General features: G+C 71.3%; 6 protein-coding genes and 1 pseudogene. 3 read left to right on the top strand and 4 right to left on the bottom strand.

The features are described from left to right. Positions 1 to 386: pseudogene (locus tag A612_RS11500) on the top strand (hypothetical protein); the annotation flags it as partial. On the opposite strand, the gene A612_RS17130 reads toward A612_RS11500, so the two are convergent. Beyond that, the gene (locus A612_RS17130; protein ID WP_141630355.1) at positions 380 to 586 is read right to left on the bottom strand and encodes a hypothetical protein; all 207 of its coding nucleotides are present in this window, start codon (positions 584 to 586) and stop codon (positions 380 to 382) included. The pseudogene A612_RS11500 and the gene A612_RS17130 overlap by 7 nt on opposite strands. On the opposite strand from A612_RS17130, the gene A612_RS11495 reads away from it, so the two are divergent. Beyond that, the gene (locus A612_RS11495) at positions 579 to 1,586 is read left to right on the top strand and encodes a D-2-hydroxyacid dehydrogenase family protein (protein ID WP_040436712.1); all 1,008 of its coding nucleotides are present in this window, start codon (positions 579 to 581) and stop codon (positions 1,584 to 1,586) included. The genes A612_RS17130 and A612_RS11495 overlap by 8 nt on opposite strands. A gap of 15 nt (positions 1,587 to 1,601) precedes the next feature. Here the strand turns inward: A612_RS11495 and A612_RS11490 are convergent, their stop codons facing one another. Genes A612_RS11490 through A612_RS11480 form a run of 3 tightly spaced genes read right to left on the bottom strand, consistent with a single transcriptional unit; the run spans position 1,602 to position 4,629 of the window. Further along, a complete protein-coding gene (locus A612_RS11490) occupies positions 1,602 to 2,207 on the bottom strand; it encodes a class I SAM-dependent methyltransferase (RefSeq protein WP_019374623.1) in 606 nt (201 codons plus the stop codon). A 17-nt stretch (positions 2,208 to 2,224) separates the two neighbouring features. Then, positions 2,225 to 3,439 carry an MFS transporter gene (locus A612_RS11485; protein WP_019374622.1) on the bottom strand — a complete coding sequence of 405 codons (1,215 nt, stop codon included), beginning with the start codon at positions 3,437 to 3,439 and terminating at the stop codon, positions 2,225 to 2,227. Continuing rightward, the gene (locus tag A612_RS11480) at positions 3,436 to 4,629 is read right to left on the bottom strand and encodes a metallophosphoesterase (RefSeq protein WP_019374621.1); all 1,194 of its coding nucleotides are present in this window, start codon (positions 4,627 to 4,629) and stop codon (positions 3,436 to 3,438) included. Before A612_RS11480 ends, A612_RS11485 begins: the two co-directional genes overlap by 4 nt. A 255-nt stretch (positions 4,630 to 4,884) precedes the next feature. Between A612_RS11480 and A612_RS11475 the strand changes: the two genes are divergently transcribed. Beyond that, positions 4,885 to 5,425, top strand: a 541-nt coding sequence (locus A612_RS11475) for an AMP-binding protein (RefSeq protein WP_141630354.1), incomplete at its 3' end; no start/stop codon positions are given.

The raw sequence follows: 5,425 nt of genomic DNA, 5'->3' as shown, positions 1-5,425 counted from the left end.
CGGCCGCCGCAGCGCCTGCTCCGCCCCCGCCTGCGCGCGCCCCGGCCCCGCAGAAAACCGTTGCCTCGGCGTCGTGCTACGCGCCGATCGACTGGCGCCAGGCCAGGCAACACGACGGCCAGCGCGTGGCGCTGCGCGGCGTCGTTGCCGAATACCGGCCCATGCCCCAGGGCAAGGGCGCCCCCACCTGGATCAACATCGGCGCCAAGTACCCGAACCGGAACCGGGTATCCGCGGTCGTGTGGGGCGCGGACCGCGACCGGTTCGGCCGTGCGCTGTCCGAAGGCCTCGTGGGGCGCGAGGTCTGCGTGCTGGGCACCGTCCACGTCCGGGAAGGCGTCCCCCAGCTATCGCTCAAGTGGCCCAGCCAGCTCCGGTTTCAATAGCTGTTGCGCGTGGGAGCCACCAACAGGGCCTCGATGGCGCCTTTGGCGACGCCGATGCGAACGTAGGAAAGGGCTACACGCATCGCCCCGACCACGGGCGTTGCGCTCTTCCAAGCCGGCAAAATACACCCGCTTTCATCTTCCGGAGCCGCGCGCGGCGGCAGGTTGGAGACAATGGCGGCCGTGAACACGATGAACATCGTCATCCTCGACGACTACCAAGACGCAGTGCGCAAGCTGCGCTGCGCCAGCCGGCTCGACGGCTACTCCGCCAAGGTCTATACCAACAACGTCAAGGGGCTGGGTCAGCTGGCGGTGCGGCTGCGCGACGCTGACATCCTGGTGCTCAACCGCGACCGCACGCACCTCACGCGCCAGCTGCTCGACAAGTTGCCGCGCCTGCGCTTCGTGGCGCAGACCGGCCCCGTGGGCGACCACATCGACATCCCGGCCTGCACCGAGCGCGGCATCGCGGTGGCCGAAGGGGTGGGCTCGCCGGTGGCACCGGCCGAGCTGACCTGGGCGTTGATCATGACGGCGATGCGCCGGCTGCCGCAGTACATCGCCAACCTCAAGCACGGCGCCTGGCAGCAGTCGGGCCTGCGGGCCGCGTCGATGCCGCCGAATTTCGGCATCGGCATGGTGCTGCGCGGCAAGGTGCTGGGCATCTGGGGCTACGGGCGCATCGGCAAGCTCGTCGCCGGCTATGGCCGCGCCTTCGGGATGGAGGTGGTGGTCTGGGGCAGCGAGGCCTCGCGCGTCCAGGCGCTGGCGGATGGGCTGCAGGTCGCACGCTCGCGCGCGGAGTTCTTCGCGAGCTGCGACGTGCTATCGCTGCACCTGCGCCTCACGGACGCCACGCGCGGCCTGATCTCGCTGGAGGACTTGTCGTCGATGAAGCCGACGGCGCTGTTCGTCAACACCTCGCGCGCCGAGCTGCTGCAGCCCGATGTGCTGATCGCCGCGCTCAACCGGGGCCGCCCCGGCATGGCGGCGGTCGACGTGTTCGAGACCGAGCCGATCCTGCAGGGCCATGCGCTGCTGCGGCTGGAGAACTGCGTGTGCACGCCGCACATCGGCTACGTGGAGCAGGAGAGCTACGAGCTGTACTTCGGCGCCGCCTTCGACAACGTGGTGAACTTCATCCGCGGCACGCCCACCAACATCGTCAACCCGGGGGCGCTGCAGATGCGGCGCTGAAAGGGTCCGGACGTTTCAGTCGTCCAGCGTCTCCAGCGCGAACACCGGCACCTGCGCCTGGCGGCTCAGCCACAGCCCGCCGCCCAGGTTCAGGAAGTTCGGCGCCAGGCCGCGGCGGTAGAGCTGGGCGCGGTGGCGGTGCAGGCGCGGGTCGGTGAGTTCCTCGTCGATGCTGCCGCGCTCGTAGTCCTCGCGCGTGACGGCCTCCAGGTAGAGCGCCCCACGGCACAGCCGGCCCAGGTTGGCGAGCGCCGCCTTCAGGTCGCGCGGCGCAAGATACGGCAGCACGCCCTGGCAGATGACGAGATCGAAGGGCTCGTCCGCCCGGTAATCGACCGCCGAGCCCTGCTCCCAGCCGTAGCGTTCACACAGATAGGCGCTGTATTCCACGCCGTGGTAGCGGGCGCCAGGCTGGTGTTGGGCCACCAGCGGCTGCCACAGGCCTACGCCGCAGCCCAGGTCCAGCACGCGCGCCACCGGCTGGCGCAGGTACTGCAGGTAGCTGAAGACGAAGGCGGCGAGGCGCGCCAGGTGCTGCGGGTCGGTGACGCGCGTGCGCGGGTCGAGGTAGTAACGCTGGTAGTAGGCTTCGTCGAACCACTCTTCACGGGCCGATTGCATGGCATTCGCTCCCTGGTTCATGCGCCCGCCCGGGCGCGGCGCTCGCGCAGGGCGCCAGCGGCCAGCAGCGCCAGCGCCACGGCGACCAGCGGCAGCATGCCGACGTTGATGCCGTTCCAGCCGACCGTGTGCAGCAGCTGGCCGGAGCCAAAGGAGGCGACGGCCACCGTGCCGAACACCAGGAAATCATTGAGCGCCTGCACCTTGGCGCGCTCGGCGGGCCGGTAGCACTCGGTCAGCAGGGCGGTGGCGCCGATGAAGCCGAAGTTCCAGCCCACCCCCAGCAGCACCAGCGCGCCCCAGAAATGCAGCAACCCGAGGCCGAGCAGGGCCAGGACGCCGGAGGCCGCGATCAGCACCAATCCGAGCGCCGTGACGGCGCGCTTGCCGAAGCGGGCGATCAGGTGGCCGGTGAAGAAGCTCGGGCCGAACATCGCCAGCACGTGCCACTGGATGCCCAGCGCCGCCTCGCCGACCCCGTGGCCGTGGCCGACCATGGCCATCGGCGCGGCCGTCATCAGGAAGGCCATCAGGCCATAGCTCACCACGCCGGCGGTGGCGGCAATGATGAATTGCGGCGTGCGCGCGATCTCGGCCAGGGGCCGGCCGTGCCCCTCGACCTTGCGCGGCATGGCCGGCAGGCGCAGCGCCAGCAACAGCGGCAGCGCCAGCAGCGCCAGCGCGGCCTGGCTGTAGAAGCTGCCGGCGAAGGGCGTGGCGGGCAGCGCGTCGCGCGTCCAGATCACGACCTGCGGGCCGATGATGGCAGCGACCAGGCCACCGACCATGACGCGCGAGATGGCCTTGGCCTGGTGCGCGGTGTCGGCCACGGCGTCGGTGGCGGCAAAGCGGTAGCTCTGCACGCAGGCGCCGTAGAAGCCGGCCAGCGTCGTGCCCAGGCAGAACAGCACGAAGTCCGAGCGCGCGATGCCCCACGCGGCCACCAGCCCCGAGAGCATGCCCATGAGCGCCCCCAGCGCGTAGGCCATGCGGCGGCCGATGCGCTGCATCAGCCAGGCGGCAGGCAGCGTGGACAGCGCCAGCCCGAGCTGGTAGAGGCTCACCGGCAGGGTCGAGGCAGTGGGGGTGGACGAGAGCATCTGCCCGACCAGCCCGCCCAGCGAGATGATGATGGGCGGCGAGGCGCCACCCAGCGATTGCGCCGCCACCAGCAGCCCGAGGTTGCGGCGCTCCAGCGAGGCTGGGGAGGAAGCGGCGGAGGGAGTGGTCATGGTGTGTGCGGGGCGGAAGGCGAGGGCGCGCGCTGCAGGCGCAGGATGTCGATGTGCGGCGGCACGCCCAGGCGCACCGGAAAGCCCGCCCACAGGCCTGCGCCGCTGGTCACGAACAGGCGCATCGGGCCGACGTCGTAGAGGCCGCGCACGAAGCCGCCGTTGAAGGCGGCGACGAGCCATTGGTCCATGCCGCGGATGTGGCCGCCATGGGTGTGGCCGGAGATCTGCAGGTCGATGCCATGGGCGGCATTGTCGCGGGCGAAGCGGGGCTGGTGCGCCATCAGGATGTGGAACTGTGCACCGGCCGCCGCCGCCTGCCGGGCGACCGCCTGCACGTCCGGGGGCACGCCCTCGGGAACGCTGGGGTCGGTGTTGTGGGTGGAGGTGCGGCCGTGGACCGGGTCGCCGATGCCCGACAGCGCCAGCCGGGCGCCGCCGATGTCCAGCACGCGGGTCTGGTTCTGCAGCACCGACAGGCCACGCCGTGCGAACTCCGCCATCCAGGCGTCGTAGCCGCTGTAGTACTCGTGGTTGCCCGGCGCCAGCCAGACGCCGTGTGGCGCCTGCAGGCGCGCCAGCGGTTCGAGCTGCGGCCCGGTGACCGCGACCTCGCCGTCGACCATGTCGCCGGGCAGCAGCACCAGGTCCGGGCGCGCGCCGTTGCTGCGCTCGACCACGGTCTCCAGGTAGCGTGCGTCGTTCACGGGGCTGGCGTGCAGGTCGGCCAGCACGGCCACGCGCAGCCCGTCGAGCTGGGCGGGCAGGCGCGGCAGGACGATGGTCCGCTCCCGCACCTGCGGCGGCTGCAACCCGGCCCAGGTGCCGTAGCCTGTCACGAGCAGGGCGGCAAGCAGCGCCAGCAGCGCCAGGCGCCGACCGTGCAGCCGGCGCGCCCAGGTCGCGGAGCCGGCAAGCCGCGCCAGCGCCCAGCCCAGGTCGCGCAGCACCATGTAGGGCAGCAGGGCGCCCAGCGTTGCGAGCAGCCAGCCGCTGGGCACCTGCAGGTAGGCGATCGTGGTGTAGTCGATGCGGCCCGACTGCAGCCACTGCAGCAGCAGCGCCGGCGAACAGCCCAGCAGCGCCGTGGCGAGCGCCGCCAGTGCACGCGCGCCGCGGGACAGGCCCGCCACGGGCCACCACAGCCACAGGGCGAGCAGCGGAATGATCAGCGAAGCGAGAAAGACCATGGAGAAAGGGCGGGGATGGGCGGGGGGCGTCGCCCGCGCAGGGTTGCTGCAGCGCCTCCCGCGGGAAGAGGCAAAAGGATTCGAGCATAGCCGCCCGCGCCGGAGGCTGCCGGGCGTCGCGCAGGTGACGGGATCTCCGGGGCGACCCGGATGGATCCGCGGGCCGGGAGGATTAGCCTTGCCTGTTCGTTGTTCCTCGTTCCTTCGTCGAAGCCTGGCGTGCGCGCTCTGTCGCATGCCCTCCTACCTGCTGCCATGTCCACACCCTTGCACCATGCCGTCTGGCCCGAGCGCCTGCCCCATGCCATCACCGTGCCCGCCACCAGCGTGTGGGAGAACCTGGAAGTCAGCGCGCGCCGCTACCCCGCCAAGACGGCGCTGGTGTTCATGGGGCGCGACACGAGCTATCGGGAGCTGTGCGACGCGACCGAGCGCCTGGCCGCCTGGCTGTACGGCATCGGCGTGCGCAAGGGCGACCGGGTGCTGCTGCTCGCCCAGAACACCCCGCAGCTGGTGACTGCGCACTATGCGATCCTGCGCGCCAACGCCGTGGTGGTGCCGGTCAACCCGATGAACCTGCCCGAGGAGCTCCAGCACTACATCCGCGATTCCGGCGCCCGGGTGGCGATCACCACGGCCGACCTGGCAGGGCAGCTGGCGCAGGCCAGTAACGAGCTGCCCGAGGCCGAGCGCCTGCAACACCTGCTGGTCAGCCAGTTCACCGACGCCTTCGATCCCGAGGCGATGGGGCCGGTTGAGCTGCCGGCGGCGTGGCGCCCGTGGCTGTTGGGCGACT

It is taken from the genome of Melaminivora alkalimesophila (assembly GCF_000282995.1).
Lineage (GTDB): Bacteria > Pseudomonadota > Gammaproteobacteria > Burkholderiales > Burkholderiaceae_C > Melaminivora > Melaminivora alkalimesophila.
The sequence above is the reverse complement of the archived record's forward strand: the minus strand, read 5'-3'. Positions and strand labels throughout refer to the sequence as shown.

Coding starts and splice junctions, on each gene's coding strand:
- A612_RS17130 (WP_141630355.1), bottom strand. CDS start 586: ATGTTCATCGTGTTCACGGCCGCCATTGTCTCCAACCTGCCGCCGCGC.
- A612_RS11485 (WP_019374622.1), bottom strand. CDS start 3,439: ATGACCACTCCCTCCGCCGCTTCCTCCCCAGCCTCGCTGGAGCGCCGC.
- A612_RS11495 (WP_040436712.1), top strand. CDS start 579: ATGAACATCGTCATCCTCGACGACTACCAAGACGCAGTGCGCAAGCTG.
- A612_RS11480 (WP_019374621.1), bottom strand. CDS start 4,629: ATGGTCTTTCTCGCTTCGCTGATCATTCCGCTGCTCGCCCTGTGGCTG.
- A612_RS11490 (WP_019374623.1), bottom strand. CDS start 2,207: ATGCAATCGGCCCGTGAAGAGTGGTTCGACGAAGCCTACTACCAGCGT.